Below are 25397 nucleotides of genomic sequence, written 5' to 3'. Positions count from 1 at the left end.
ACCTTCCGGGACCGGCCCGCCGACCCCGTCCGCCCTGTCACCGAAAGGCCCTGACGCCTCCCATGCGCTCCGGACCCGCCCTCCGCCCCCGCGTCACCCGCTCCACCGCGCTCGCCGTCCTCGCGGCGGCGCTGGTCCCGGCCGTCGCGGCGGCCGGCGCCCTGGCGCCGCAGGCCTCCGCCGCCACCCCGGCCACCGTGACCACCGCGACCGCTCCGACCACCGCGACCACCGCCGCCCCCCTGCCGCTTCCGCTGCCGGAGGCCGGGGCGGGGCCCATCGTCAGCGAGGTGGGCAACATCGAGGGCCCGCTGATCGACACGATCACTCTGCCCAGGCTGTAGCGGTGCGGCGCTTGCGGTAGCTGTCCCCTTCGAGCCGTACGGTCTCGGCGTGGTGGGCGAGGCGGTCCGCCATCGCCGGGACGGCCGGGCCGTCGAACACCTCGTGCCAGCGCTCCAGCGGGCGGTCGCTGGTCACGACCAGCGAGCCGCGCTCGTAGCGGTGGGCGACCAGCCGGAACAGCAGGCGCGTGGCGTCCGGGCCGAAGGGGACGTAGCCGACCTCGTCGACGATGAGGAGGGCGGCGTCGTCCAGACCGGCCAGCTCCTCCGCAAGGCGTCCCGCGGCCTCCGCCTCCGCGAGCCGGGCCGCCCACTCCGCGGCGGTCGCGAACAGCACCCGGTGCCCGGCCTGGCAGGCCCGCAGCCCCAGCCCGATCGCGAGGTGGGTCTTGCCGGTGCCGGGGCCGCCGGTGAAGAGCACGTTGCGGCGCGCGGAGACGAAGTCGAGCTTGCCGAGGCGCGCGACCGTGTCGCGGTCGAAGGCGCGCGGGTGGTCGGTGTCGAAGTCCTCCAGCTGCTTGCGGGCGGGGAACCCGGCGGCCCGGATCCGGTCCTCGGCGTGGTCCTCCCACACGGGCGGGCCGGCCTGGGCGGGGACGGTCACCGGGGCGTCCCCGGCCGGTGCGGGCCCGGACTCCCCGGCCCGCTCGGTCTCCGTGGGCCGGTGCTCCTTGGCGTGGTGGTGCTCGACGCGGGCCACCATCTCCCCCGACATGTAGGCGAGGATCGCGGCGGACACGATGAACGCCATGTGGATCACCGTGCCCCACAGCAGCGAGTGGTGGGGGGTGTGGTCGACGTCCACGAACATCTGGAGCAGGTGGACGGAGGAGATGCCCACGATGGCGGTGGCCAGCTTGACCTTCAGCACGTTCGGGTTGACGTGCGAGAGCCATTCCGGCTGGTCCCGGTGGCCCTGGAGGTCGATCCGGGAGACGAAGGTCTCGTAGCCGCCGACGATCACCATGATCAGCAGGTTGGCGATCATCACGACGTCGACGAGCTTCAGCACGGCGAGCATGACGTACGTCTCGTCGGCCCGCCCGGCCACGCACCGGACGATTAACGTCCACAGCTCGTTGAAGAACTTGTAGACATACACGCCCTGTACGGCGACCAGGCCGAAGTACAGCGGGGCCTGGAGCCAGCGGGTGGCGAACAGGGCGTACCCGAGCGTGGCGGTGGGCGGTGGCGGCGTCCGAGTCATGTGCTGCACACTGCGTCATTCTTCGCATGCCTCCGCCGTACGGCCGCACCCCGCCACCCGTGAGGCTGAATAGACATCCTGTAGGACCGGCCACGCCGGACCGGTCGCCCACCCGGCCGGATCAGGCACACTGGACGTTTGGCCGCGCGGAAGGATGTACGCACGTGAACGGACCGCTGATCGTCCAGTCCGACAAGACCCTGCTCCTGGAGGTCGACCACGAGCGGGCCGACGACTGCCGTCGGGCCATCGCGCCGTTCGCCGAGCTGGAGCGGGCGCCGGAGCACATCCACACCTACCGGGTGACGCCGCTGGGGCTGTGGAACGCGCGCGCCGCCGGGCACGACGCCGAGCAGGTGGTGGACGCGCTGGTCGAGTACAGCCGCTACCCGGTGCCGCACGCGCTGCTCGTCGACATCGCCGAGACCATGGACCGCTACGGCCGGCTGTCCCTGGTCAAGCACCCCGCGCACGGGCTGGTGCTGACCACCACCGACCGGCCGGTGCTGGAGGAGGTGCTGAAGTCCAAGCGGATCGCCCCGCTGGTCGGCGCCCGCATCGACCCGGACACGGTCGCCGTGCACCCCTCCGAGCGCGGGCAGATCAAGCAGACGCTGCTGAAGCTGGGCTGGCCCGCCGAGGACCTCGCCGGGTACGTGGACGGCGAGGCGCACCCGATCGAGCTGCTGGAGGACGGCTGGACGCTGCGGCCGTACCAGCGGCAGGCGGTGGAGAACTTCTGGCACGGCGGGTCGGGTGTCGTCGTGCTGCCCTGCGGCGCGGGGAAGACGCTGGTCGGGGCGGGGGCGATGGCGCAGGCCAAGTCGACGACGCTGATCCTCGTCACGAACACCGTCTCCGCCCGGCAGTGGAAGCACGAGCTGGTGAAGCGGACCTCGCTGACCGAGGACGAGATCGGCGAGTACAGCGGCACGAAGAAGGAGATCCGCCCGGTCACGATCGCCACCTACCAGGTGCTGACGACCCGGCGGAAGGGCGTCTACCCGCACCTGGAGCTGTTCGACTCCCGCGACTGGGGCCTGATCGTCTACGACGAGGTGCACCTGCTGCCCGCGCCGGTGTTCAAGTTCACCGCCGACCTCCAGGCGCGGCGGCGGATCGGTCTGACGGCGACGCTGGTCCGCGAGGACGGCCGCGAGTCGGACGTGTTCTCGCTCATCGGGCCGAAGCGGTTCGACGCGCCGTGGAAGGAGATCGAGGCGCAGGGGTACATCGCGCCCGCCGACTGCGTCGAGGTGCGGGTGAACCTGACCGACGCCGAGCGGCTGGCGTACGCGACGGCCGAGGCGGAGGAGAAGTACCGGTTCTGCGCGACGACGGACACCAAGCGGAAGGTCACCGAGGCCATCGTGCGCCGCTTCGCGGGCCAGCAGATCCTGGTGATCGGCCAGTACATCGACCAGCTGGACGAGCTGGGCGAGCACCTGGGCGCGCCGGTCATCAAGGGCGAGACGTCGAACGCCCAGCGCGAGAAGCTGTTCGACGCGTTCCGCCGGGGCGAGATCAGTGTCCTGGTGGTCTCGAAGGTGGCGAACTTCTCCATCGACCTGCCCGAGGCCACCGTCGCCGTCCAGGTCTCCGGCACCTTCGGCTCCCGCCAGGAGGAGGCGCAGCGCCTCGGCCGCGTCCTGCGCCCGAAGTCCGACGGCCACCAGGCGCACTTCTACTCGGTCGTCGCCCGCGACACCATCGACCAGGACTTCGCCGCCCACCGCCAGCGCTTCCTCGCCGAGCAGGGCTACGCGTACCGGATCGTGGACGCGGACGAGCTGCTGGCGGAGAGCTGACAGACGGCCCCGCCGTACACCGAGGTCTCGCGGCCGACAGGAGTGGGCGAGCAGGACCGGGAGATCCGGCTCACCTCACACATCGTCGCGGAGTACGTGGTCTCGCGGGGCCGCCTGGTGCCGGTGATGCTGCGCGTCTTCGACGACGCGGACATCCTGCTGCCCGTGGACCGCTCCGGGGACCGCTGAGCCCACCAGCACCGCCAGCCCCAGCAGGGGGTACGGCGACGCCAGGAGCTGCTGCCACCACGGGAGGTGGAGGTCGCGGGGCCCCTCGTGGGGGACGAGCCACAGGGTGCGGGCGGTGAAGACGGCGGCCGTGAGCGCGGCGAGGCGGGGGCGGCCGTCCGCGAGCAGGACCGCGATCAGGGGGACGCACCACACCCAGTGGTGGGACCAGCTGACCGGTGAGACGAGCAGGGCGGTCGTCGCGGCGAGCGGGATGCCGTGGCGGTCACCGGCCGCGCGGGCCGCGAGCCACAGGCCGCCCGCCGCCGCCAGGAGCGCCGGGAGCCACCAGGCCGGGCCGGGCGCCGGGTCGCCCAGCGCGCGGGCGATCATCCCCTGCAGGGACTGGTTGTCGACGATCCAGGGCTTGCCGACCCGGCCGGTCTCCCACAGCCGGCGCAGCCAGAAGTCGGCGCTGGCGGCGGGCAGCAGCAGCGCGCCGGCGAGGACGGTGCCGGTGAACGCGGCCGTGGCCGTCGCCGCCTCGCGCCGCCGTCCGGTCAGCAGCAGGTACGCGATGAAGACGGCCGGGGTCAGCTTGATCCCGGCCGCGACGCCCACCGCCACGCCCCGGGCGCGGGCACCGGCCGGGCGGGTCAGGTCCCACAGGACCAGGCAGGCCAGAGCGAGGTTGATCTGGCCGAAGAGCAGGGTCTGGAAGACCGGTTCGAGCCACAGGGCGAGGGCCGTGGCGGCGCACAGCGCCGGGGCGGTGGCGCGCAGCCCCGCGAGCCGGGCCGACAGACGCACCAGGCAGGCCACCAGGAGGGTGTTCCCGGTGAGGAAGGCCGCTTTGAGGGCGGTGGTGGAGAGCCAGGCCGCAGGGGTGAAGAGAAGGGCGGCGAAGGGCGGGTAGGTGGCCGGGAGATGCCACTCGGTGACCGTGAAGCCGTACAGGTCACGGCCGTCGAGGACCGCCTCGCCCTCCGCCTGGTAGACCAGCGCGTCGGCCATGGGGGCGCGCTGGGCCACGCACAGCACGGCGAACGCCGTGAGGGAGACCGCGAGAAGGAGCAGGGGGGTGGCGCTGTGTGCACGGCGGGTCACGCGGTGACCCTAGACCGTCACCTGCGGCGCACGCCCGCCTCCTCGCCGTACTCCCCGAGGACGACCACGTCGAAGAAGGCGCCCGCGAAGACCCTCACGGCACGGAGCGCGTCGCCGAGGCGGTGCCGGTGGCTGCCCGCGACGGCGGTCGCACCGGACGGAGGCCGGGCGCGGGCCGGAGCTGGGGTGATGGCTGCTGCACTCATGTCTCCATGGTGGATTCCCGGACATAAGACCCGCATCGGTCTTCGGTCGGTGGTGTCCCCTAGGGGGCCGGGGGCGGCCGTACGTCCCGAGGGGGAAGTGCGGGGCGGGCGGAGGGGCGAGCGGAGGGGGCGAGCGGTGGGCGCCCAGGGGCGTGCGGGAGCGCCCGGGGGTGTGCGGGGAGCGCGCCGAAAACCGTTCGCGTCCGCTCGCGCCGTTCCTCTAAAATCTCCGCTCTTGCCCGCCTCCCCGCACGGAGTGCCGCCGCCCGGACGGAAACCGGTCGGCATCTCGCAGGCCCGCCCACCCCCTCGCAGGTCCCTTCGGAGGCACCGCCTTGTCCACCGCCGACCGCACCGATCCCCTCTCCCGTGAGCGCGCGCACCTCGCCGCCTCCCGTGCCGCGCTGCGCGCCATGCGGGAGGACGTGGAGTCGCTGGACATCCGCGACGTCAGCGCGAACTGGGTGAACGCCCGGGTCCTGGAGCGCCAGATCGATGAGCGGATCAAGGCGCTCGCCGACCTCAGCGACACCCCGCTGTTCTTCGGCCGCCTGGACTATTCGCACGCGCCCGGCGCCCGGCAGGCGGAGGGCGCCGAGGGGGAACGCTTCTACATCGGGCGGCGGCACGTGCACGACGCCGACGGCGATCCGATGGTGATCGACTGGCGCGCGCCGGTGTCGCAGCCGTTCTACCGGGCGTCGAAGAAGGACCCGATGGACGTCTCGCTGCGCCGCCGGTTCGGGTACACGGGCGGCGAGCTGACCGCGTACGAGGACGAGCGGCTGTCGGACCCGGCGGAGGCGGCGAAGGCCAGCCGGCTGCTCCAGCGGGAGATCGAGAAGCCGCGCGTCGGCCCGATGCGGGACATCGTGGCCACCATCCAGCCGGAGCAGGACGAGATCGTCCGCTCGGGGCTGGGCGGCACGGTGTGCGTGCAGGGCGGTCCCGGCACCGGCAAGACGGCCGTCGGCCTGCACCGCGTCGCCTATCTGCTGTACGCCCACCGGGAGCGGCTGGCCCGCACGGGCACCCTGGTGATCGGCCCGAACCGGTCCTTCCTGCACTACATCGAGCAGGTGCTGCCCGCGCTCGGCGAGTTGACGGTGCGTCAGGCCACGGTGGACGACCTGGTGGCGCACGTCGAGGTGCGCGGCACGGACGAGGCGGGGGCGGCGGTGGTGAAGGGGGACGCGCGGATGGCCCAGGTGCTGCGCCGGGCCGTGTACTCCCATGTGTCGATGCCCACCGAGCCGGTCGTCGTCGTACGCGGCTCGCGGCGCTGGCGGGTCCCGGCGTACGAACTGCGGGACATCGTCCGCGAGTTGCTGGACCGCGACATCCGCTACGGCGCGGCCCGCGAGGCGCTGCCGCAGCGGATCGCGCACGCGGTGCTGGTGCAGATGGAGCGGGCGGGCGAGGCGCCGGACGACCGGGTGCAGGACGCGGTGGCCCGTAACAGCGCGGTGAAGGCGGCGGTGAAGGCGGTCTGGCCGGCGGTGGACCCGGCGAAGCTGGTGCTGCGGCTGCTGTCGGACGCGGACTTCCTGGCCGAGCACGCGGCGGGGATCCTCACCGAGGACGAGCAGAAGACGATCCTGTGGGCGAGGCCCGCCCGGAGCGTGAAGTCCGCCAGGTGGTCGCCCGCCGACGCGGTGCTGATCGACGAGGCGGCCGATCTGGTGGAGCGCACGCCGTCGCTGGGGCACGTGGTGCTGGACGAGGCGCAGGACCTGTCACCGATGCAGTACCGGGCGGTGGGCCGCCGCTGCACCACCGGCAGCGCGACCGTCCTCGGCGACCTGGCGCAGGGCACCACGCCGTGGGCGACCCGCAGCTGGGAGGAGGCGCTGGCGCACCTGGGGAAGCCGGAGGCGGTGATCGAGGAGCTGACGGCCGGTTTCCGGGTGCCGACGGACGTCATCACGTACGCCTCCCGGCTGCTCCCGCACATCGCGCCGGGCCTCACCCCGGTCGCGTCGATCCGGGAGAATCCGGGCCTGTTCGAGGTGCGCCCGGCCGCCGGTGCCGCCGACGTGGTCGCCGCCTGCGCGGAGCTGCTGCGCAACGAGGGCTCGGTCGGCCTGATCGCCGCCGACGCGCGCGTGCCGGTGCTCGCGGAGGCGCTGACGGAGGCGGGGCTGCCGTATCTCGCCCCCGGTGAGGAGACCACCCGGGAGACCCGTCTGACGCTGGTCCCCGCCTCGCTCGCGAAGGGTCTGGAGTACGACTACGTGGTGCTGGACGAGCCGCAGGCGGTGGTGGACGGGGAGCCGGACGAGCGGACGGGGCTGCGGCGGCTGTACGTGGCGCTGACCCGTGCGGTGTCGGGGTTGATCGTGACGCACGGGGCGCCGCTGCCGGTCCAGTTGGACTGAGGGTCCGGCAGGTTCGGGGCGGCATTGTCGTCGTCGGTCTGCGGGTGGTGTGTGGCTGGTCGCGCAGTTCCCCGCGCCCCTGGAAGTGGGTCCAGTTCACTCACTTCAGGGGCGCGGGGAACTGCGCGAGCGACCCACGACGCACCCGCAGCCCGCGACGCGCGGTCGCCCCCCCCCTCAGACCGCGGCGTCCACAGCCCTCCGCCACTCGGCGACCGCCTCCGCCGAGACCGGCCCGGACCAGCCCCGCGGCCGCGCCGCCCCGCCGATGTGGAAGGCGTCGATCCCCGCCGCCAGCAGCCGCGGCACGTGATCGAGCCGCAGCCCGCCGCCGACCAGGATGCGCTGCTGGTAGCCGGGCTCGCCGCCGCGGGCCGCCTCGGTGAGCAGGGTGGGAAGCCCGTCGTCCACGTCGGTGGCGGAACCGGCGGTGAGGTAGGTGTCGAGGCCGGGCAGGCCGTCGAGCTGCTTGCGCAGGGCGTCGCGGTCGGCGGCGTGGTCGATGGCCCGGTGGAAGGTCCAGGAGCAGCCGTCCAGGGCGGCGACGACCCGCTCGACGGCGTACAGGTCGAGGCCGCCGTGCGGGTCGAGGAAGCCGAGCACGAACTGGTCGGCCCCGGCGCCGCGCAGTTCGCGGGCGCGGGCGACGAGCCGGTCGAGGTCGGCGGCGGCGAACCCGTCGCCGAGCCGCAGCATCACCCGCAGCGGGATGTCGACGGCGGCGCGGATCGCGCGGAAGGCCGCCGTGGACGGGGTCAGTCCGTCGGCGGCCATGTCGGTGACCAGCTCCAGGCGGTCCGCGCCTCCGGCCTGGGCGGCGGTCGCGTCCTCGGCGTCGAGGGCGATCACCTCCAGGACTGCACGCTTGCTCATGACACCCCATTCGTCGGCGCGGGCCCGCCGCACCACGGCTCTACAGGTCTACGGCTCTACAGGTCTACGGAGCTTCAGACCTGCGGATCCTCAGCTCTACAGGTCTAGTCCAATCAAAGACTACGCCTGCCGCCCGCCCCCGCTCACCCGAAGATGTTCAGCCCGGCCGCCCCCACCCCGGCCAGCTCGTAGTCCGCGCCCGCCGTCGGCCGCCCCGCGTACAGCCGGATCAGGGTGGGCGCGGACCCGATGAACCGGGCCGGCGGCCGGGTGCCGCTCGCCTCGCCGAGCAGCAGCGGCTCGTCCCGGTCGTCGAGGTCGGCGTGCAGCGGCACATGGCCCCGCTCGCGGGTGAGCCGGGCGAGCAGGTCCAGCGCGTACGGCAGCCCCGCCCCGCCGTACGCGCCGGGCTCGCCGAACACCTCCCGCACGTCACCCGCGTGCACCCACTCCCCCAGCGCGATCATGTCCAGCACCCCGCCGGACCGGGCGATCACCGGCCCGGCCTCGGTCATCCCGCGCTCCAGCTCGTCCACGACCCGCGCGTTCGTCCAGTCGGCCCGCTCGGCGATGTCCCGGTCGTTGGACTCGGGCGAGAACACGCCCTTCTCGAACCGGTTCTCCACCACCCGCGTGAGCGCCGCCGAGCAGTGCGCGAGCACGTCCCGCACCGTCCAGCCGGGGCAGGCGGCCACCGGCAGCGCGAAGTCGCTCTCCGCCCGGCTCCGCAGCAGCGGCACCAGCGCGTCCCGCTCGATGGTCAGCAGCCGGCCGGGCAGTTCCGGGTCCCGTACGTCCCTCACGTCCACAGAAGTCATACGGCCACGCTAGGGCCCCGCCGCGCGAGAGAATGTGCTCATGGCCGATGTCGATGCCGAGGAACTGCGCGCCCGGTTCAGCCGCTGTCTGGAGCGGGCCCGTCACCCCGGTGACGGGCCGGACCCGTCGCCGTACGCCGACGATCTGCTGGGGCGGTGGCGGGAGCCGCAGCGGCGGTATCACACGCTCGCCCATCTCACGGCGGTCCTCGACCACGTCGACACGCTGGAGGAGTACGCGGACGATCCGGACCTGGTGCGGCTGGCCGCCTGGTTCCACGACGCGGTGTACCTGCCGGAGCGGTCCGAGAACGAGGAGCGGTCGGCGCGGCTCGCCGAGCGGGCGCTGGCCGAGGCGGGGCTGGCGCGGGAGGCGACCGCCGAGGTGGCGCGGCTGGTGCGGCTGACCGCCGGGCACGCGCCCGCCGACGGCGACCGCAACGGGCAGGTGCTGTGCGACGCGGACCTGGCGGTCCTCGCCTCGCCGCCGTCCGCGTACGCCGCCTACACGGCGGCCGTGCGCGAGGAGTACGGCTTCATCCCCTCCGACGCCTTCCGCGCGGGCCGCGCCGCGATCCTGCGCGATCTGCTGGCCCTGCCCCGGCTGTTCCGCACCCCGTACGGCGCCGAGCACTGGGAGGCGACCGCCCGCTACAACGTCACCGCCGAGCTGGAAATGCTGTCGTCGTGAGCCGCTCGCTCCCCTAGCCTGCCGGGCATGACTGACGTGGGCGGACAGCGGGCGGCCGAGGCCGTCGAGCGGGCGGCCGAGGCCGTCGAGCGGGTGGTGGCGGACGCGGCGCGGGTGCTGCGGGCGGCGGCGCGGCGGGACTGGGACGGCACGCGGGCGGGCTCCCTGGAGTGGAGCTGCCGCCGCGCGGCGGAGCACCTGGCGGGCGCGCTGCTCGCGTACGCCGGTCAACTGGCGGGCCGGGGACGGCACACGGACCGTTACGCGCCACTGGGTCCGGCCGTCGACGAGGGCGCGGACCCGGCCGGGCTCCTCGACGTCCTGGAGACCACCGGCACCCTGCTCGCGATGGCCGTGCGCACCACCCCGCCCCGCGCCCGCGCCTTCCACCCGTTCCCGTTCGGCAGCGCGAACGGCGAGGGCTTCGCCGCGATGGGCGTGACCGAGACGCTGCTCCACACCTATGACATCGCCACCGGGTTCGGGCTGGCGTACGAACCGGACGGCCGGCTCGCCGAGTTCGCCCTCACCCGGATCTTCCCGAAGGTCCGGCCGGGCCCCGCGCCCTGGCCGACCCTGCTGTGGGCCACCGGGCGCGGCGGCCTGCACGGGCGGGAGCCGGTCACGGAGTGGATGTGGACCAACAGTCTCGTCATCCCCGCCGGGCGCCTCACCCTGGAGGGTGTCACCCCGGCGGCGGCAGCGGATCTCGCCGTCGGCGGGAACGGCGGGTTCGACTGGGTGGAGGGCGGGCCGTACGAGGGCACGCGCGAGGCCGCCGCGATGACCCTCAAGGCGTACGAGACCGGGGTGCACCGGCCCGAGTTCGGGCTGTTCGTGCTGGTCCGCGAGGAGGACGCGCGGGCGGTCGGCGGGATGGGCTTCCACGGCCCGCCGGACGAGGACGGCCGCACGGAGATCGGCTACGACCTCGCCACGTCCGCGCGCGGCCGGGGCTACGCCACCGAGGCGCTGCGCGCGCTGTCCGAGTGGGCGCTGGCCAGGACGGACGTGCGGTCGCTGTTCGCCACGGTGGAGCCGGCGAACCTCCCGTCGCAGCGGGTCGTGGCGCGGGCCGGGTTCCGGCGGGTCGCGGCGGAGGACGAGCTGTTCGCCTACGAGTTGCGGGGCTGACCGGCGGACCCCGAGGACCGCTTGCGGCGGCGCAGTCCGGCGCCGTGCAGCAGCCGCACCACCTCGCGCGAGGTGACCTCGACGGCGCCCGCGCGGACCGCGTCGGCGTAGCGGTGCGCGGGGATGTCGTAGTGGTCGCGGTCGAAGGCGCGGCGGGGCACGCCGAGGCGGGCGGCGAAGGCGTGCAGTTCGTCGTACGAGGCGTCGCTGACCAGGTGGGACCAGAACCGGCCGTGGCCCGGCCAGGCCGGCGGGTCGATGTACACCGTCACAAGGCCGCCTTCCCGGTCCCGTTCACGACGGGGTGGTCCCGCCCATCGCCGTGCCCAGCGAGCCGATGGAGGCGACCTTCACGCCCGCCTTGTGGCACACCCAGTGCGGGTCGGGGCCCAGCTCCGGCTCGACGTCGAGGGCGTGCGGGTCGCCGGAGCCGCAGACCGGGCACAGCGGCCAGCGGCCGTACCGGTCGAGGAGGGCGTCCTGCACGTCCTGGGCGACCAGCCCGGCGACGAACGTGGCGCCGTCCGGCCACTGCTCCACCCACCAGCGCCGCTGCGTGACGGAGTCCTCGACCAGCGAGACGACGTCCGCCTCGGCGACCTGGCCCGCGACGAGGTCGGCCAGCACGAGGGCACGCGCCGCGTGCAGTGCCTGCTCCAGGGGGCTGATGGGGTTCATGCCCCTATTGTGCGCACTCTTGACCGGGAGTCCGAGCCGAAAATATCTTTCAATGGTGACCAGGGAAGTGAAGGAAACTTTCGGCGGCGGCTCCCGCGCGACGCCGCCCGCGCCCAGCGCGCTCGCCGCCAAGGTGCGCACCCTCGCCCCTTCCATGACCCGCTCCATGCAGCGCGTCGCCGAGGCCGTCGCGAGCGACCCGGCCCGCTGCGCCGCCCTCACGGTCACCGGACTGGCCGCACTCACCGGCACCAGCGAGGCCACCGTCGTGCGCACCGCCCGCCTGCTCGGCTACCCGGGCTACCGCGACCTGCGCCTGGCCCTGGCCGGTCTCGCCGCCCAGCAGCAGTCCGGCCGCGCGCCCGCCATCACCACCGACATCGCGGTGGACGACCCGATCGCGGACGTGGTGGCGAAGCTCGCCTACGACGAGCAGCAGACCCTCGCCGACACGGCCGCCAACCTGGACACCGTCCAGCTCGGCGCGGCCGTCGGCGCCCTCGCCGCGGCCCGCCGCGTCGACGTGTACGGCGTCGGCGCGTCCGGCCTGGTCGCCCAGGACCTCACCCAGAAACTGCTGCGCATAGGGCTGATAGCGCACGCGCACAGCGATCCGCACCTCGCCGTCACCAACGCGGTCCAGCTCCGCTCCGGCGACGTCGCGCTGGCGATCACCCACTCCGGCTCGACGGGCGACGTCATCGAGCCGCTGCGCGTCGCCTTCGAGCGCGGCGCGACCACCGTCGCGATCACCGGACGGGCCAACTCGCCGGTGACGCAGTACGCCGACCACGTGCTGACCACGTCCATCGCCCGCGAGACGGAGCTGCGCCCGGCGGCCATGTCGTCCCGCACGAGCCAGCTGCTCGTGGTGGACTGCCTGTTCGTCGGGGTGGCCCAGCGGACGTACGACACGGCGGCCCCGGCCCTGTCGGCGTCCTACGAGGCGCTGGCGCACCGGCACCGCAGATGACCCGCGCCGACCGTCACGCACCCACCTGACCGTCGTGGAAAGAGCCGCACCCGATGACCTCCGCATCCGACGCCCGTGACCTGCAAACCCAGCTGGAGCAGCTGACCACCGAGGCCTTCCGGCCCGACCTCGCCGAGATCGACCGGCTCTCCACGCTGGAGATCGCGACCCTGATGAACGGGGAGGACGCCGGGGTGCCGGGCGCGGTCGCGCGGGAGCTGCCGCGGATCGCCGCCGCCGTGGACGCCGTCGCCGACCGCATGGCCCGCGGCGGCCGGCTCGTCTACGCCGGTGCCGGGACCGCCGGGCGGCTCGGCGTGCTGGACGCCTCCGAGTGCCCGCCCACCTTCAACACCGACCCCGCTCAGGTCGTCGGCCTGATCGCGGGCGGCCCGCAGGCCATGGTGACCTCGGTCGAGGGCGCGGAGGACTCGGCGGACCTGGCCCGCGCGGACCTCGACGCGCTGGACCTCGGGCCGGACGACACGGTCGTCGGCGTCTCCGCCTCCGGCCGCACCCCGTACGCCCTCGGCGCCGTCGAACACGCCCGCAAGCTCGGCGCGTTGACGATCGGCCTCGCCTGCAACCCGGACAGCGCGCTGGCCGCCGCCGCGGACCACGGCATCGAGATCGTCACCGGCCCCGAGCTGATCACCGGCTCGACCCGGCTGAAGGCGGGCACGGCCCAGAAGCTCGTCCTCAACATGATCTCGACCATCACCATGATCCGCCTGGGCAAGACCTACGGGAACCTCATGGTCGACGTCCGCGCCTCCAACGACAAGCTGCGCGCCCGCTCCCGCCGCATCGTCGCCCTCGCCACCGGGGCGGACGACACGGAGATCGACCGCGCGCTGACCGAGGCGAACGGCGAGGTGAAGGACGCGATCCTGACCCTCCTCGCGGGCGTCGACGGCCCCACGGCGGCCCGCCTCCTCACCGAACACCGGGGCCACCTGCGGGCAGCGCTGGCGGCGGCACGGGCGTAGGGCCCTACCGGAGCCGCTCGCGCTCCCGGTTCATCGTCCGCACCCGGGCCAGCAGCGCGTCGTTCGACGGCACCATCCGCAGGATGTCCGTCAGATGCTCGGCCGTGCGCACGTTGCAGCGCCCCAGGTCGACCAGGGCGAACGGTTCGTCACTCGCCCCCGTCACCGGATCGACGCGCAGCGACGGCAGCACGACCCCCACTCCCTTGAGTGCCGCCCGCAGCGCCTCCACGATGTCCTCCGTCGTCCGCACGCTCCGTACCTCCACGCTGAGTTTCCGATTCACCACCCAGCGTGTCTTCCCCGCCTTTAACCTGGCCAGACAGGGCGCCCCAACAATCCGAGGTGTACGACAGGGAGGTGCCATGCCGGGACCGAAGGACCTCGACCCGTCGTCGTCCCCCCGCGCCCTCCTGGGCGCGGAACTGCGCCACGCCCGCGAGAAGGCGGGCCTCAGCCAGGAGGAACTGGGCCAGCGGCTGTTCGTGAGCGGATCGTTCATCGGGCAACTGGAGGCGGGGACGCGACGGATGCAGCCTGAACACGCGCGGCTGTTGGATGAGGTGCTGGGGGCCCAGGGCTTTTTCCAGCGCAACTGCCGGGCGGTGGCCAAGTCGAAGTACGTCGAGCACTTCGCGGAAGCGGCGGAGGCCGAGGCTCAAGCCATCGCGATCAGGGAGTACGCACCGCTCCTGATCCCGGGACTGCTGCAGACGCCCGCGTACGCACGGGCTGTGAACCGCGCGTACGACCCGACGGTGCCGGAAGCGACCATCGACGAGTGGGTGGAAGGCCGGATGGAGCGGATCCGGCTGCTCGATCATCCAACAAAACCGCTGTTGTGGATGGTGCTGGACGAGGCCGCGTTGCGCCGCCAGACCGGTGGGCGGGAAGTGATGGCGGAGGCGCTGCACCACATCGCCGGCCTGGCCCGCCGCAACCGCGTCATCGTGCAGGTGATGCCGTTCAGCGCGGGCGCGCACTCGGGGATGCAGGGTGCGCTGAAGCTGATGGAGTTCGAGGACGCCCCTCCGCTGGTCTACTACGAGGGCGTGCGCACCGGACGACTGGAGGACGACCCCGCCACGGTCGCCCAGCTCAAGTTCACCTTCGATCTCCTGGCCGCCTCGGCGCTGTCGCCGGAGAAGTCTCTGGCCCTGGTGGAAGCGTTGGCGCAGGATTACCCCCATGAGGAACATCTCTGACTACGACCTGAGCGCGGCGACTTGGCACAAGTCGAGCTACAGCGGGGGCGGCGGTGACAACTGCCTGGAAGTCACCCACGACTTCCCCACCGTCATCCCCGTCCGCGACTCCAAGATGCCCACCGGCCCGAAGCTCGTGTTCCGAGCCTCGGCGTGGACGGCGTTCGTCAGCGGGCTGAAGCGGGACTGACAGGGCCCCGAAGCTCAAGTACCGAGCCCCGAGCCCTCTTTTCAAGGAATGGGTGGTGGGTCTCAACCCACCCTCCCACCCAGCGAGTTGACGTGCCGCATCCGGCTTGCCACGCACCGTGACGAGGGTCTAGCGTTCCCCGAGACAAGCAACAGCCCCCGCCCGGTGCGCCAACACCTGCGGGGGCTTAACCAACGAGATCGAAGCGACCGATCCCATGGCTGACGCCCACTTTAGTGCCGCCCCCACGCCCTCGCACCCCCTGTCCAACCCCGGATACGGAAAGCGCTCGGCGCCCGGCCAATCCCCGCGCACGAACGACGACTTCGCGCACCTGCCGCCGCGCGAGGCGGCCATCGCCGCGTACATCGACCGGCTGCCCGACGGCGCCGACATCTCCGTGAAAACGCTGGCCAAGCACCTGCCGTACGGGCAGTGCGCGCTGCGGACGGCGCTCAACCGGCTGCAGCAGGCGGGCCACTTGCGCAGGGGGCGCGAGGCGGTGACCGCCGACGACGGCAGCTCCCGCTGGATCACCCGATCGTGGTTCTCCCGTACCGCCCGCGACGACGCCTGGTGGACGGCGTTCACGCGAGGGGACGCACCGGATCCGGATCCGGACCCCGGACCGAGAGCGCGGCCCACCCGCTCCCGCGCCCACATCTTCCTCGCGGCCCTGGGCCGCGCCGCCCCCGCCCTCTCCCTCTCCGAGGCCGAGTGCGCGCGGCTCGCGCCGCTGGTGGCGGAGTGGTTCGCGCGGGGCGCCGACGAGGAGGCCGTACGGCACGCCCTGACGAGCGGCCTGCCGAGCCCGGTGCACCACCCGGCCGCGCTGCTGCGCACCCGGCTCACGGGGAAGCTGCCGCCGCCGCCCCCGCCGCGTCCGCCCCGGCGGGTCCTGGAGTGCGCGGGCTGCGGCCTGCCGGGCCGGCCGGAAGCCCTGCCGGGAGGCCGGTGCGGCGCGTGCCGGGGCGAGCGCGCCCCCGCCCGCTCCAGTGCGCCGGTACCCGCCGACACCGTCCACGCCCACGCTGCGGAGATCCGCGCCGCGATGGCACAACGCCGAGAGAGGGTCCTCACATGAGCAGTACAGACACGCAGGTGTGTACAGTTTTCGCATGGACGCGTATCCGCTCGTGGAAGCCCGCAACCAGCTCGGTCAACTGGTCGGCAGGGTCCGGCACGGCCAGGAGCACATCGTGATCACGGAGTACGGCAAGCCCGCCGCCGCGCTCATCCCGATAAGCGAGCTGGAGGAGCTTCAGCGGCTCCGGGACGAGGCCGACATCGCTGAAGCGCGGGCCCGAGAGGCGAGCCCGGGCGGCCCGTCGATGTCCCACGACGAGTTCATGGCCCAGCTGGAGAAAGAGGACCGGCGGGAGGCCGCTTCGTGAGGTACGCGGTGGTATGGGAACACCATGCCATGGCCGAGTTCCGGCGGCTGCGTGTCACCGACCCCAGGACAGGACCGGAGCCCGCCCCATGAACCACGCCCAGCTCACCGCCCTAGGCCGTGCCCTGCGTCTCCTCGGGGAGCACGGGGAGGCGCTGACCGCCGACACCCCGGACGCCAAGCTGCACGAGGTCAAGGCCGACCTGCGGCGCGCCCTGGACCTGCTGGAGGAGAGCGTCACCTCGGCCGCGCCGACCACCCGCTGCCCGGAGCACCCGCAGGGGCCCGTCGACGAGGCCGCGCCCGATCTGTGCCTGCTGTGCGAGACGCGGCGCCGGGCGGCCCGGCGGGCCGAGTTCAACGGACCCGGCCCGGCGCCCGCGCCCACCCCCACCGCGCCCTCCCGGTACGGGACGCGCGGTGACCGGCCGCAGCCCCAGCAGCGGTGGCTGCCCGAGGCGTGGAACGGGCAGGAGTGGCAGCTGTGCGGGACGCCGCGCCGCGACCGCCGGGAGGCCGAGCTGTACCTGACCGCCCAGCGGCGCGGGTCGCGGCCCGCGCCGGCGTACCGGCTCGTGCACGAGTTCACCGACTACGAGGTGCTGCGCGTGTGGGGCACGCCGGTGCGGGTCGACATCGAGCCGATGGGCAACCTGTAGCCCCTGGGCGTCGGGCGTCAGGCGTCAGGCGTCAGGCGTCAGGCGTCAGGCGTCAGGCGTCAGCTCAGGGTGCGCAGCGCCGCCGCGTCGTAGGGCGCCAGCTCGTCGAAGCGGCCCGCCAGGACCTTCTGCGCCCACAGCGGGTCCTGGAGCAGGGCGCGGCCCACGGCGACCAGGTCGAACTCGTCGCGCTCCAGGCGGTCGAGGAGGTTGTCGAGGCTGCCGACGGGCGCCCCCTCGCCGGCGAAGGCGCGGATGAAGTCGCCGTCGAGGCCGACCGAGCCGACGGTGATGGTCTGCTTGCCGGTGAGCTTCTTGGTCCAGCCGGCCAGGTTGAGGTCGGAGTCCTCGAACTCGGGCAGCCAGTAGCGGCGCGTGGACGCGTGGAAGGCGTCGACGCCGGCCGCGGCGAGCGGCGTGAGGATGGCCTCCAGCTCCTCCGGCGTCTCGGCGAGCCGCGCGTCGTAGGCGTCCTGCTTCCACTGGGAGAAGCGGAAGATCACCGGGAAGCCGGGCGAGACGGTCTCGCGGACCGCCGCGACGATCTCGGCCGCGAACCGGCTGCGGGCCACCGGGTCGCCGCCGTAGGCGTCGGTGCGGCGGTTGGTGCCCGCCCACAGGAACTGGTCGATGAGGTAGCCGTGCGCGCCGTGCAGCTCGACCCCGTCGAAGCCGATGCGCTCCGCGGCGGCAGCGGCCTCGGCGAACGCGCCGATGACGTCGTCGATGTCCCGCTGGGTCATCGCCTCGCCGGTGCCCTCGGTGCCGTCCAGACGCAGCCCGGAGGGGCCGACGGCGGGCGCCTCGGGGAACGGCGGCTGCCCCGCCTTGCGGACCATGCCGATGTGCCACAGCTGCGGCACGATCCTCCCGCCCGCCGCGTGGACCTCCTCGGCGACCTTCGCCCACCCGGCCAGCTGCTCCTCACCGTGGAAGCGCGGGACCCGGTCGCTCTCCCCGGCCGAGGGGTGGCCGACGTAGGTGCCCTCGGTGACGATCAGTCCGACGCCCGCGGCGGCCCGGCGGGCGTAGTACGAGACGACGTCCGCGCCGGGGACGCCGCCCGGCGAGAACTGGCGGGTCATCGGCGCCATGACGATCCGGTTGCGGACGGTCAGCTCGTTGATCGTGACGGGGCGGGCGAGGATCTGCGCGGCACGGGCGGCCGGGGTGTCGGCGGTGACGGTCACCTGAGGGCTCCTTGGGTACCGAGTGGTATGTGCGTGTGCAACCATCCATAACCGGCTCACCTGGTTCCGGATTCCGTCCCGCCGTGTGACCCCGGACACGCCCGAGGGCGGCACCCCCAGCGGGAACTGGGGATACCGCCCTCGGAAAGGACCGGATCGATCGGGGACCGATCAGAAGTCCATGTCACCGCCCGGCATGCCGCCGCCGGCCGGGGCAGCGGCCTTCTCCGGCTTGTCGGCGATGACGGCCTCGGTGGTGAGGAACAGCGCGGCGATGGAGGCGGCGTTCTGCAGCGCGGAACGGGTCACCTTCGCCGGGTCGATGATGCCCTCGGCGACCAGGTCGACGTACTCGCCGGTCGCGGCGTTCAGGCCGTGACCCGGGGTCAGGTTGCGCACCTTCTCCACCACGACGCCGCCCTCGAGGCCGGCGTTGACGGCGATCTGCTTCAGCGGGGCCTCGAGCGCGAGCTTCACGGCCTGGGCGCCGGTCGCCTCGTCACCCTCCAGGTCCAGCTTCTCGAAGACCGAGGAGGCCTGGATGAGGGCCACGCCACCACCGGCGACGATGCCCTCCTCGACGGCCGCCTTCGCGTTGCGCACGGCGTCCTCGATGCGGTGCTTGCGCTCCTTCAGCTCCACCTCGGTGGCGGCACCGGCCTTGATGACGGCCACGCCGCCGGCCAGCTTCGCCAGACGCTCCTGGAGCTTCTCGCGGTCGTAGTCCGAGTCGCTGTTCTCGATCTCGGCGCGGATCTGGTTCACGCGGCCCGCGACCTGGTCGGCGGAGCCGGCGCCGTCGACGATGGTGGTCTCGTCCTTGGTGATGACGACCTTGCGGGCGCGGCCCAGGAGGTCCAGGGTCGCGTTCTCCAGCTTGAGGCCGACCTCCTCGGAGATGACCTCGCCGCCCGTGAGGATGGCGATGTCGCCGAGCATGGCCTTGCGGCGGTCGCCGAAGCCCGGGGCCTTGACGGCGACGGACTTGAAGGTGCCGCGGATCTTGTTGACGACCAGGGTCGACAGGGCCTCGCCCTCGACGTCCTCGGCGATGATCAGCAGCGGCTTGCCCGACTGCATGACCTTCTCCAGGAGCGGGAGCAGGTCCTTGACGTTGGAGATCTTGGAGTTGGCGATGAGGATGTACGGGTCCTCGAGGACCGCCTCCATGCGCTCCATGTCGGTGGCGAAGTACGCCGAGATGTAGCCCTTGTCGAAGCGCATGCCCTCGGTGAGCTCCAGCTCCAGACCGAAGGTCTGGGACTCCTCGACGGTGATGACGCCTTCCTTGCCGACCTTGTCCATGGCCTCGGCGATCAGCTCGCCGATCTGGGTGTCGGCGGCGGAGATGGAGGCCGTGGAGGCGATCTGCTCCTTGGTCTCGACCTCCTTGGCCTGGTCGAGCAGCGCGCCGGAGACGGCCTCGACGGCCTTCTCGATGCCGCGCTTCAGGGCCATCGGGTTGGCACCGGCGGCGACGTTGCGCAGACCCTCGCGGACCAGCGCCTGGGCGAGGACCGTGGCCGTGGTCGTACCGTCACCGGCGACGTCGTCCGTCTTCTTGGCGACTTCCTTGACCAGCTCGGCGCCGATCTTCTCGTACGGGTCCTCGAGCTCGATCTCCTTGGCGATGGAGACGCCGTCGTTGGTGATCGTGGGGGCGCCCCACTTCTTCTCGAGGACGACGTTGCGGCCCTTGGGGCCGAGGGTCACCTTGACGGCGTCCGCGAGCTGGTTCATGCCGCGCTCGAGGCCGCGCCGCGCCTCCTCGTCGAACGCGATGATCTTGGCCATGTGAAGTGGTCCCTCCAGGACTGGGGGTGATTACTTCGGACCGCGCCCGCGCCCGCGACGGACGGCCCCGGCCGGTTGGTTCCTTGCCCCACCCGGCCCGCGGCCTCACCGACCCGGTCCTTACGTTGTCACTCTCACCTTCAGAGTGCTAACGCCAATGATTAGCACTCGCCCCCATCGAGTGCAAGCGGCTCTCGGGGAGTGGGAGGCAGTCAGCGGTGGGCGAACAGGGGAACCGCGGTCCCGCGCCCGTGCGCCCGCGCGCCTCCCCGCGCACGCCGAAGGGCTCGCACCGGCGTGCGGTGCGAGCCCTTCGCAACAGCTGTTCAGGCGGTGACGCGAACCATGTCGGCCTGCGGGCCCTTCTGACCCTGCGAGATCTCGAACTCGACCCGCTGGCCCTCTTCCAGGGTGCGGTACCCGTCCATCTGGATCGCGCTGTAGTGGACGAAGACGTCCGCACCACCGTCGACCGCGATGAAGCCGTACCCCTTCTCCGCGTTGAACCACTTGACGGTGCCCTGAGCCATGCCTAACTCCCCTATTACTGGCCCTTGCACAGATCCACACTTCGCGGATCCGGGTCAGACCTCGCCCCCCAGTCAGCGGGGGCGTGCGCCGGAACGCGTCGACCGCGGCTGAATGTATCTGTCCAACTGCCGTCTGCAACAGGTCAATCGGACGAGAAATCCGGGCACCGGTGATCGGTTATTTACGGAGAATTCACCCGAATTCCGGGCAAGTCGGGCCCGGCATAAGGAACGAAAGGCGCAAAAGGCCCGCTGATTTTGGCTGCATCTCGACGCAGCTCCATCTCGCGAAGCGGAGCGGGTTCCCCAACTCTACCGCGCTCAACCACATGGAATTGCCCCCTCCGCATCTCTCACGGTGGGGGCAATTCGATGAACAGTGTGTGACAGCGGCGAACTCAGCAGCCGCCCGCGACCGCCGGAATGATCGAAACGCCCGCGCCGTCGGGCGTGGCCGTCTGCAGGCCCTGCTCGAACCGGACGTCGTCGTCGTTGACGTACACGTTGACGAACCGGCGCAGCTTGCCCTGGTCGTCCAGCACGCGGGCGGCGATGCCGGTGTGGTTCTTCTCCAGGTCGGCGATGACCTCGGCGAGGGTCGCCCCTTCGGCGGTGACCTCGGCCTGCCCGCCGGTGTAGGTGCGCAGGATGGTGGGGATGCGAACGGTCACGCTCATGCGAGGCCAGCCTCTCGGAAGGATTCCAGGTTCGGACGGATCGTCGCGGTGAGTCCCGTGCCGGCCACCGCGTCGAGGGTCTTCAGGCCGTCGCCGGTGTTCAGCACGACGGTGGTCTTCGTGGGGTCGAGGACGCCGCTCTCGATCAGCTTGCGGGTCACGCCGACCGTCACGCCGCCCGCCGTCTCCGCGAAGATGCCCTCCGTGCGGGCCAGCACCTTGATCGCGTCGACGATCTGCTCGTCGGTGACGTCCTCCACCGCGCCGCCCGTGCGCCGGGCGATGTCCAGGACGTACGGCCCGTCCGCCGGGTTGCCGATGGCCAGCGACTTGGCGATGGTGTCCGGCTTCTGCGGCCGGACCACGTCGTGCCCCGCCTTGTACGCCGCCGACACCGGCGAGCAGCCCTCGGCCTGCGCGCCGAAGATCTTGTACGGCCTGTCCTCGACCAGTCCGAGTTTGATCAGCTCCTGAAGACCCTTGTCGATCTTGGTGAGCTGGGAGCCGGAGGCGATCGGCACCACGATCTGGTCCGGCAGCCGCCAGCCCAGCTGCTCGCAGATCTCGTACGCCAGGGTCTTGGACCCTTCCGCGTAGTACGGCCGCAGGTTGACGTTGACGAAGCCCCAGCCCTCGCCCGCCGGGTCGCCGATCAGCTCGGAGCAGAAGCGGTTCACATCGTCGTAGTTGCCCTCGATGCCGACCAGTTCGCCGCCGTAGACCGCGGCCATGACGACCTTGCCCTGCTCCAGGTCGTGCGGGATGAACACGCACGAGCGGAAGCCGGCGCGGGCCGCCGCGGCGCCCACGGCGCCGGCCAGGTTGCCCGTGGAGGAGCAGGACAGGGTGGTGAAGCCGAAGGCGCGCGCCGCCTCCAGGGCCTGCGCGACCACGCGGTCCTTGAAGGAGTGGGTCGGGTTGCCGGAGTCGTCCTTGACGAAGAGCTTCCCGGCCTCGACACCCAGCGCGCGGGCCAGGTTGTCGGCCTGGACGAGCTTGGTCCAGCCCGGGTTCAGGTTCGGCTTGTCCGCCACGTCGGCCGGGACGGGGAGCAGCGGCGCGTACCGCCAGATGTTCGCGGGGCCCGCCTCGATGCGCCGGCGCAGCTCCTCGGCGTCGTACGCGGAGAAGTCGTAGGCGATCTCCAGCGGGCCGAAACACTCCTCGCAGGCGAAGACCGGGCCGAGCGGGACGCGGTGCCCGCACTCACGACAGGAGAGCGCGGCGGCGGGGCCGAGGTCTACGGTGGAAGTGTCCGCCGAAGCGGCGGCAGCGGAATCGGTGGTGCTTGCAACAGTCTGCACAGCCATGTGAGGCGAGGCCCTTTCTCCTCATCTTCCTCACGACGCACTTCGCCGTGAGACGGATTTGGCACCTTCCCTAGCCGGGGAGCCTCGCGAAAATGATCAACAACGATCTACGAGACCGGCTGGAGGGTTGCCGGGGCTTCATCGGGCCGTGTCCCTCTGCCCCTCTGGATGAGCTGTATGTGGTTGTCAGCGGCGGCGACCCCGGACATGCGATGGTCATCCGCGTTGCCCATGACTGTAACCGAAGGCCAGGACAGTTGAGATAGTCGTCCGAACCGCGAGATGGATCACAGAGGAATCCCGACAGTGAGGAGCCGCAGACCGTGCTGGAAGAAGTCGAGCGCTGGCTGAACACCCGCTCCTGGTCCGTGGCCGATCGCCCGCTGGTGAAGATCCTGGCCGCCAAACGCGCCACGGGCCAGACGGTGAGCGTCGTGCTGCCCGCGCTCAACGAGGAGGAGACGGTCGGCGACATCGTCACCGTCATCCGCCGCGACCTGGTGCGGCAGGTGCCGCTGGTCGACGAGATCGTCGTCGTGGACTCGGGCTCCACCGACCGCACCTCCGAGGTGGCCGCCGCCGCGGGCGCCCGGGTCGTTCACCGCGACGAGATACTGCCGCGGCTTCCGGCCGTCCCCGGAAAGGGTGAGGTGCTGTGGCGGTCCCTGCTCGTGACGCGCGGTGACCTCGTCTGCTTCGTCGACGCCGATCTGCGGGACTTCTCCTCCGACTTCGTCACCGGCATCGTCGGCCCGCTGCTGACCGACCCGGACGTGCACCTGGTCAAGGCGATGTACGACCGCCCGCTGGGCAACGCGGCCGGGCAGGGCGGCCGGGTCACCGAGCTGATGGCCCGCCCGCTGCTGAACATGCACTGGCCGCAGCTGGCCGGCTTCGTGCAGCCGCTCGGCGGCGAGTACGCGGCCCGCCGCTCGCTGCTGGAACAGCTGCCGTTCCCCGTCGGGTACGGCGTGGAGCTGGGGATGCTGGTCGACGCGCTGCACCTGGTCGGCCTGGACGCGCTCGCGCAGGTCGACGTCGGGGTGCGCAAGCACCGGCACCAGGACGGGCAGGCGCTCGGGCGGATGGCCGCGGCGATCTACCGCACGGCCCAGCTGCGGCTGGCGCGCGCGCATCTCGTGCGGCCGTCGCTGACCCAGTTCGAACGGGTCGGGGACGGCTTCGAGCCGCGGACGTACTGCGTGGACACGGTGGAGCGCCCGCCGATGGTGGAGATCGCGGAGTACGCGGCCCGCCGGGTGGCGTGACCCGGTCGGACCGCCTGTATACGGCCGAACCGTACGTTTGAGCGGTTGGGGGTCGGGCTAGGTTGAGGACCATGGCTTCGACGTCAGGTGCTGCACAGGTACTGGTGGCCTCCAACCGGGGCCCGGTCTCCTACCGGATCGGCGACGACGGCTCGCTGCACGCCAAGCGGGGCGGCGGCGGGCTGGTGTCGGGTCTGTCGGCGATCGGGCCCGACGCGGGCGCGCTGTGGGTGTGCTCCGCGCTCGGTGACGGCGACCGTGAGGCGGTGCGCCGCGGGATCGGCGAGGACGGCGTGCGGATGCTGGACATCCCGGCCGACGTGCACGCGGACGCGTACAACGGGATCGCGAACTCGGTGCTGTGGTTCGTCCACCACATGCTGTACCAGACGCCGCTGGAGCCGGTCTTCGACGCGGAGTTCCGCCGCCAGTGGGCGTCCTTCGAGACGTACAACCGGGCCTTCGCCGAGGCGCTGGCGGCCGAGGCGGCCGGAGGCGCGGCGGTGCTGGTGCAGGACTACCACCTGGTGCTGGTCCCCGGGATGCTCCGCGAGCTGCGGCCCGACCTGCGCATCGGCCACTTCTCGCACACCCCCTGGGCGCCCCCGGAGTACTTCCGGATGCTCCCGGACGACATCGCCCGCGCCGTGCTGGGCGGGATGCTCGGCGCGGACCGGCTCGGGTTCCTCACCCGGCGCTGGGCCGACGCGTTCACCGCGTGCTGCGAGGCGTTCGCGGGCGGGCTCGGCTCCACCCGGATCGGGGTCCACGGGCTCGGCGCGGACGCCGACTTCCTGCGCCGGCGCGCGCACGAGGCGGACGTCGAGGAACGGATGACCGCGCTGCGCGCGGAGATCGGCGAGGGCCGCAAGACGATCGTCCGGGTCGACCGCACCGAACTGTCCAAGAACATCGTCCGCGGCCTGCTCGCCTACCGTCAGCTCCTCGCCGACCACCCCGAGTGGCGCGAACGCGTCGTCCACGTCGCCTTCGCCTACCCCTCCCGGCAGGACCTCGCCGTCTACCGCGACTACACCGCCGAGGTCCAGCGCCTGGCGACGGAGATCAACGACGAGTACGGCACCCCCGGCTGGACCCCCGTCGTCCTCCACGTCGAGGACGACTTCGCCCGCTCCCTCGCCGCCTACCGCCTGGCCGACGTCGCCCTGGTCAACCCCATCCGCGACGGCATGAACCTGGTCGCCAAGGAGGTCCCGGTCGTCTCCGACGAGGGCTGCGCCCTGGTCCTGTCCCGCGAGGCCGGCGCCTTCGAGGAACTGGGCGAGGACGCGCTCGTGGTGAACCCGTACGACATCGTGGGCACGGCGGACGCCCTCCACCAGGCCCTCACCCTGCCCCCCGCGGAACGGGCCGAACGCACCAAGCACCTGGCCGCAGCGGCCACGGCCCTCCCCCCGGCCCAGTGGTTCCTGGACCAGCTGACGGCCCTGACGAACGAGCAGAACTGACACCCCTGCCTGACGGCCCGGCAGGACGCAGGACCCTGCCCGGCCGGGACGGCTGAGAGGGCGGAACGCCGTCACGCGGCGGAGGCTGACAGGGCGGGGGCCTGGGGCCCTAGGCCCGGACGGGGCGAGGGCTCTGAGGCCGGCCGCCCGACGAGCCGGGGCTCAAGAGCCGGCCGCCTGACGAGCGGGACATCCGAAGAGCCTGGCCGCGCCGCGCCGGCCCGCCGCCGACGCGCCCAGGCCACGGCCGAGCCACCGGGACGCGGCGGTCTGCGGCCGCCCGGCGCGGCGGATGCCATGGCCGGCACGTGGGCCGCCCGGCGGCACGGCCCCCGGGG

General features: G+C 72.6%; 27 protein-coding genes and 1 riboswitch. Of the genes, 14 read left to right on the top strand and 13 right to left on the bottom strand.

Features of this window, described 5'->3' with window-relative positions:
* Positions 1-62 precede the first annotated feature (62 nt).
* A complete protein-coding gene (locus tag AB0K92_RS04910) occupies positions 63-344 on the top strand; it encodes a hypothetical protein (protein WP_365919459.1) in 282 nt (93 codons plus the stop codon).
* Here AB0K92_RS04910 and istB read toward each other — a convergent pair.
* Positions 325-1551, bottom strand: a complete 1227-nt coding sequence (gene istB / locus AB0K92_RS04905) for an IS21-like element helper ATPase IstB (RefSeq protein WP_365919457.1) — start codon at positions 1549-1551, stop codon at positions 325-327. The genes AB0K92_RS04910 and istB overlap by 20 nt on opposite strands.
* A gap of 164 nt (positions 1552-1715) precedes the next feature.
* On the opposite strand from istB, the gene AB0K92_RS04900 reads away from it, so the two are divergent.
* Entirely contained in the window at positions 1716-3359 is a 1644-nt protein-coding gene (locus AB0K92_RS04900; protein WP_365919455.1) for a DNA repair helicase XPB, read from the top strand.
* 75 nt (positions 3360-3434) lie between these two features.
* On the opposite strand, the gene AB0K92_RS04895 is transcribed toward AB0K92_RS04900, so the two are convergent.
* A complete protein-coding gene (locus AB0K92_RS04895; RefSeq protein WP_365919453.1) occupies positions 3435-4634 on the bottom strand; it encodes a glycosyltransferase 87 family protein in 1200 nt (399 codons plus the stop codon).
* Positions 4635-4651: 17 nt separating this feature from the next.
* Positions 4652-4840 (bottom strand): hypothetical protein, encoded by a 189-nt coding sequence (locus AB0K92_RS04890; RefSeq protein WP_365919450.1) that lies wholly within the window; start codon positions 4838-4840, stop codon positions 4652-4654.
* A gap of 413 nt (positions 4841-5253) precedes the next feature.
* On the opposite strand from AB0K92_RS04890, the gene AB0K92_RS04885 reads away from it, so the two are divergent.
* Complete coding sequence (locus AB0K92_RS04885) at positions 5254-7218, top strand: UvrD-helicase domain-containing protein (protein ID WP_365919883.1); 1965 nt, start codon at positions 5254-5256, stop codon at positions 7216-7218.
* Positions 7219-7395: 177 nt separating this feature from the next.
* On the opposite strand, the gene AB0K92_RS04880 is transcribed toward AB0K92_RS04885, so the two are convergent.
* Together AB0K92_RS04880 and AB0K92_RS04875 are read right to left on the bottom strand one after the other, a co-directional pair.
* Positions 7396-8091: a copper homeostasis protein CutC gene (locus tag AB0K92_RS04880; RefSeq protein ID WP_365919448.1), complete on the bottom strand. Its 696-nt coding sequence runs from the start codon at positions 8089-8091 to the stop codon at positions 7396-7398.
* A gap of 143 nt (positions 8092-8234) precedes the next feature.
* The gene (locus AB0K92_RS04875; RefSeq protein ID WP_365919446.1) at positions 8235-8909 is read right to left on the bottom strand and encodes a maleylpyruvate isomerase family mycothiol-dependent enzyme; all 675 of its coding nucleotides are present in this window, start codon (positions 8907-8909) and stop codon (positions 8235-8237) included.
* Between the two features lie 40 nt (positions 8910-8949).
* Between AB0K92_RS04875 and AB0K92_RS04870 the strand changes: the two genes are divergently transcribed.
* The gene (locus AB0K92_RS04870; RefSeq protein ID WP_365919444.1) at positions 8950-9600 is read left to right on the top strand and encodes a hypothetical protein; all 651 of its coding nucleotides are present in this window, start codon (positions 8950-8952) and stop codon (positions 9598-9600) included.
* 27 nt (positions 9601-9627) lie between these two features.
* Positions 9628-10734 carry a GNAT family N-acetyltransferase gene (locus tag AB0K92_RS04865; RefSeq protein WP_365919442.1) on the top strand — a complete coding sequence of 369 codons (1107 nt, stop codon included), beginning with the start codon at positions 9628-9630 and terminating at the stop codon, positions 10732-10734.
* Here AB0K92_RS04865 and AB0K92_RS04860 read toward each other — a convergent pair.
* Together AB0K92_RS04860 and AB0K92_RS04855 are read right to left on the bottom strand one after the other, a co-directional pair.
* On the bottom strand, positions 10716-11006 hold the full coding sequence (locus tag AB0K92_RS04860) for a DUF4031 domain-containing protein (RefSeq protein WP_365919440.1): 291 nt from the start codon (positions 11004-11006) through the stop codon (positions 10716-10718). The genes AB0K92_RS04865 and AB0K92_RS04860 overlap by 19 nt on opposite strands.
* A gap of 22 nt (positions 11007-11028) precedes the next feature.
* Positions 11029-11412: a hypothetical protein gene (locus tag AB0K92_RS04855; RefSeq protein ID WP_365919438.1), complete on the bottom strand. Its 384-nt coding sequence runs from the start codon at positions 11410-11412 to the stop codon at positions 11029-11031.
* A 55-nt stretch (positions 11413-11467) separates the two neighbouring features.
* Between AB0K92_RS04855 and AB0K92_RS04850 the strand changes: the two genes are divergently transcribed.
* Both AB0K92_RS04850 and murQ read left to right on the top strand, forming a co-directional pair.
* Positions 11468-12385 carry a MurR/RpiR family transcriptional regulator gene (locus AB0K92_RS04850; RefSeq protein WP_365919881.1) on the top strand — a complete coding sequence of 306 codons (918 nt, stop codon included), beginning with the start codon at positions 11468-11470 and terminating at the stop codon, positions 12383-12385.
* 53 nt (positions 12386-12438) lie between these two features.
* A complete protein-coding gene (murQ, locus tag AB0K92_RS04845; protein ID WP_365919436.1) occupies positions 12439-13374 on the top strand; it encodes an N-acetylmuramic acid 6-phosphate etherase in 936 nt (311 codons plus the stop codon).
* A 4-nt stretch (positions 13375-13378) separates the two neighbouring features.
* Here the strand turns inward: murQ and AB0K92_RS04840 are convergent, their stop codons facing one another.
* The gene (locus tag AB0K92_RS04840; protein ID WP_365919917.1) at positions 13379-13627 is read right to left on the bottom strand and encodes a hypothetical protein; all 249 of its coding nucleotides are present in this window, start codon (positions 13625-13627) and stop codon (positions 13379-13381) included.
* Between the two features lie 112 nt (positions 13628-13739).
* Between AB0K92_RS04840 and AB0K92_RS04835 the strand changes: the two genes are divergently transcribed.
* The 5 genes from AB0K92_RS04835 (at position 13740) to AB0K92_RS04815 (ending at position 16821) form a co-directional block, all read left to right on the top strand.
* Complete coding sequence (locus AB0K92_RS04835; protein WP_365919434.1) at positions 13740-14579, top strand: helix-turn-helix transcriptional regulator; 840 nt, start codon at positions 13740-13742, stop codon at positions 14577-14579.
* Complete coding sequence (locus tag AB0K92_RS04830) at positions 14563-14769, top strand: DUF397 domain-containing protein (protein ID WP_365919432.1); 207 nt, start codon at positions 14563-14565, stop codon at positions 14767-14769. Before AB0K92_RS04835 ends, AB0K92_RS04830 begins: the two co-directional genes overlap by 17 nt.
* Before the next feature lie 217 nt (positions 14770-14986).
* Positions 14987-15853, top strand: a complete 867-nt coding sequence (locus AB0K92_RS04825) for a hypothetical protein (RefSeq protein WP_365919430.1) — start codon at positions 14987-14989, stop codon at positions 15851-15853.
* Positions 15854-15887: 34 nt separating this feature from the next.
* Positions 15888-16163, top strand: a complete 276-nt coding sequence (locus AB0K92_RS04820) for a type II toxin-antitoxin system Phd/YefM family antitoxin (RefSeq protein ID WP_365759216.1) — start codon at positions 15888-15890, stop codon at positions 16161-16163.
* Positions 16164-16251: 88 nt separating this feature from the next.
* Entirely contained in the window at positions 16252-16821 is a 570-nt protein-coding gene (locus AB0K92_RS04815; RefSeq protein ID WP_165999933.1) for a hypothetical protein, read from the top strand.
* A 59-nt stretch (positions 16822-16880) separates the two neighbouring features.
* On the opposite strand, the gene AB0K92_RS04810 is transcribed toward AB0K92_RS04815, so the two are convergent.
* From AB0K92_RS04810 to thrC, 5 genes are all read right to left on the bottom strand, one after another.
* Positions 16881-18011, bottom strand: a complete 1131-nt coding sequence (locus AB0K92_RS04810) for an NADH:flavin oxidoreductase (RefSeq protein WP_165999934.1) — start codon at positions 18009-18011, stop codon at positions 16881-16883.
* Between the two features lie 171 nt (positions 18012-18182).
* A complete protein-coding gene (gene groL / locus AB0K92_RS04805) occupies positions 18183-19805 on the bottom strand; it encodes a chaperonin GroEL (protein WP_165999936.1) in 1623 nt (540 codons plus the stop codon).
* A 326-nt stretch (positions 19806-20131) separates the two neighbouring features.
* On the bottom strand, positions 20132-20335 hold the full coding sequence (locus tag AB0K92_RS04800; RefSeq protein WP_004986573.1) for a cold-shock protein: 204 nt from the start codon (positions 20333-20335) through the stop codon (positions 20132-20134).
* A 398-nt stretch (positions 20336-20733) separates the two neighbouring features.
* Positions 20734-21012: a MoaD/ThiS family protein gene (locus AB0K92_RS04795; RefSeq protein WP_165999938.1), complete on the bottom strand. Its 279-nt coding sequence runs from the start codon at positions 21010-21012 to the stop codon at positions 20734-20736.
* Positions 21009-22322 carry a threonine synthase gene (thrC, locus tag AB0K92_RS04790; protein WP_365919426.1) on the bottom strand — a complete coding sequence of 438 codons (1314 nt, stop codon included), beginning with the start codon at positions 22320-22322 and terminating at the stop codon, positions 21009-21011. The genes AB0K92_RS04795 and thrC overlap by 4 nt, the downstream gene beginning before the upstream one ends.
* Before the next feature lie 18 nt (positions 22323-22340).
* A riboswitch (SAM riboswitch) is annotated at positions 22341-22497 on the bottom strand.
* Positions 22498-22645: 148 nt separating this feature from the next.
* Here thrC and AB0K92_RS04785 point away from each other — a divergent pair.
* Together AB0K92_RS04785 and AB0K92_RS04780 are read left to right on the top strand one after the other, a co-directional pair.
* Positions 22646-23590: a glucosyl-3-phosphoglycerate synthase gene (locus AB0K92_RS04785; protein WP_165999942.1), complete on the top strand. Its 945-nt coding sequence runs from the start codon at positions 22646-22648 to the stop codon at positions 23588-23590.
* 71 nt (positions 23591-23661) lie between these two features.
* Positions 23662-25059 (top strand): trehalose-6-phosphate synthase, encoded by a 1398-nt coding sequence (locus AB0K92_RS04780; RefSeq protein ID WP_365919424.1) that lies wholly within the window; start codon positions 23662-23664, stop codon positions 25057-25059.
* The last annotated feature ends 338 nt before the right edge of the window (positions 25060-25397 follow it).

The organism is Streptomyces sp. NPDC052687 (assembly GCF_040678395.1).
Taxonomy (GTDB): domain Bacteria; phylum Actinomycetota; class Actinomycetes; order Streptomycetales; family Streptomycetaceae; genus Streptomyces.
This window is presented reverse-complemented; position numbering and strand designations above follow the sequence as displayed.

Coding starts and splice junctions, on each gene's coding strand:
- AB0K92_RS04880 (WP_365919448.1), bottom strand. CDS start 8,091: ATGAGCAAGCGTGCAGTCCTGGAGGTGATCGCCCTCGACGCCGAGGAC.
- AB0K92_RS04820 (WP_365759216.1), top strand. CDS start 15,888: ATGGACGCGTATCCGCTCGTGGAAGCCCGCAACCAGCTCGGTCAACTG.
- AB0K92_RS04865 (WP_365919442.1), top strand. CDS start 9,628: ATGACTGACGTGGGCGGACAGCGGGCGGCCGAGGCCGTCGAGCGGGCG.
- groL (WP_165999936.1), bottom strand. CDS start 19,805: ATGGCCAAGATCATCGCGTTCGACGAGGAGGCGCGGCGCGGCCTCGAG.
- thrC (WP_365919426.1), bottom strand. CDS start 22,322: ATGGCTGTGCAGACTGTTGCAAGCACCACCGATTCCGCTGCCGCCGCT.
- AB0K92_RS04780 (WP_365919424.1), top strand. CDS start 23,662: ATGGCTTCGACGTCAGGTGCTGCACAGGTACTGGTGGCCTCCAACCGG.
- AB0K92_RS04890 (WP_365919450.1), bottom strand. CDS start 4,840: ATGAGTGCAGCAGCCATCACCCCAGCTCCGGCCCGCGCCCGGCCTCCG.
- AB0K92_RS04800 (WP_004986573.1), bottom strand. CDS start 20,335: ATGGCTCAGGGCACCGTCAAGTGGTTCAACGCGGAGAAGGGGTACGGC.
- AB0K92_RS04855 (WP_365919438.1), bottom strand. CDS start 11,412: ATGAACCCCATCAGCCCCCTGGAGCAGGCACTGCACGCGGCGCGTGCC.
- AB0K92_RS04835 (WP_365919434.1), top strand. CDS start 13,740: ATGCCGGGACCGAAGGACCTCGACCCGTCGTCGTCCCCCCGCGCCCTC.
- AB0K92_RS04885 (WP_365919883.1), top strand. CDS start 5,254: ATGCGGGAGGACGTGGAGTCGCTGGACATCCGCGACGTCAGCGCGAAC.
- AB0K92_RS04875 (WP_365919446.1), bottom strand. CDS start 8,909: ATGACTTCTGTGGACGTGAGGGACGTACGGGACCCGGAACTGCCCGGC.
- murQ (WP_365919436.1), top strand. CDS start 12,439: ATGACCTCCGCATCCGACGCCCGTGACCTGCAAACCCAGCTGGAGCAG.
- istB (WP_365919457.1), bottom strand. CDS start 1,551: ATGACTCGGACGCCGCCACCGCCCACCGCCACGCTCGGGTACGCCCTG.
- AB0K92_RS04795 (WP_165999938.1), bottom strand. CDS start 21,012: ATGAGCGTGACCGTTCGCATCCCCACCATCCTGCGCACCTACACCGGC.
- AB0K92_RS04825 (WP_365919430.1), top strand. CDS start 14,987: ATGGCTGACGCCCACTTTAGTGCCGCCCCCACGCCCTCGCACCCCCTG.
- AB0K92_RS04815 (WP_165999933.1), top strand. CDS start 16,252: ATGAACCACGCCCAGCTCACCGCCCTAGGCCGTGCCCTGCGTCTCCTC.
- AB0K92_RS04910 (WP_365919459.1), top strand. CDS start 63: ATGCGCTCCGGACCCGCCCTCCGCCCCCGCGTCACCCGCTCCACCGCG.
- AB0K92_RS04870 (WP_365919444.1), top strand. CDS start 8,950: ATGGCCGATGTCGATGCCGAGGAACTGCGCGCCCGGTTCAGCCGCTGT.
- AB0K92_RS04830 (WP_365919432.1), top strand. CDS start 14,563: ATGAGGAACATCTCTGACTACGACCTGAGCGCGGCGACTTGGCACAAG.